Origin of the sequence: Paraburkholderia sp. SIMBA_053 (genome assembly GCF_046534895.1) — a bacterium.
In the GTDB taxonomy this organism is placed as follows: domain Bacteria; phylum Pseudomonadota; class Gammaproteobacteria; order Burkholderiales; family Burkholderiaceae; genus Paraburkholderia; species Paraburkholderia caledonica.
In genome coordinates this window covers 1-240 of sequence record NZ_JAWRXU010001584.1, presented here as the reverse complement: position 1 = coordinate 240, position 240 = coordinate 1, and the positions used below count along the sequence as shown (strand labels likewise).

The following is a 240-nucleotide window of genomic DNA, read 5'->3' as shown; positions in this document are numbered from 1 at the left end:
ATAGATTTGACCAATGCATCGCTGTTCAATCAACTCTTTCAACTTAATTACTGAAGGTAAATATCTTAAACAATAACCAATTGCTACCGGTGTACCATGCAATTGTGTAGCCTGGAAAATTGTATCAGCATCACCTTCTGTGACCGCTACAGGTTTCTCAATTAGAGCTGGTATACCTGCTTCAATTAAAGGTAATGAGTGTTTAGCGTGAAAAGGCGCAGGTGATGCAACGACCGCCAG

General features: G+C 40.8%; 1 protein-coding gene. It reads right to left on the bottom strand.

Features of this window, described 5'->3' with window-relative positions:
• A partial coding sequence (locus SB753_RS40895) for a Gfo/Idh/MocA family oxidoreductase (RefSeq protein ID WP_410805658.1) occupies positions 1-240 on the bottom strand: 240 nt, incomplete at both ends.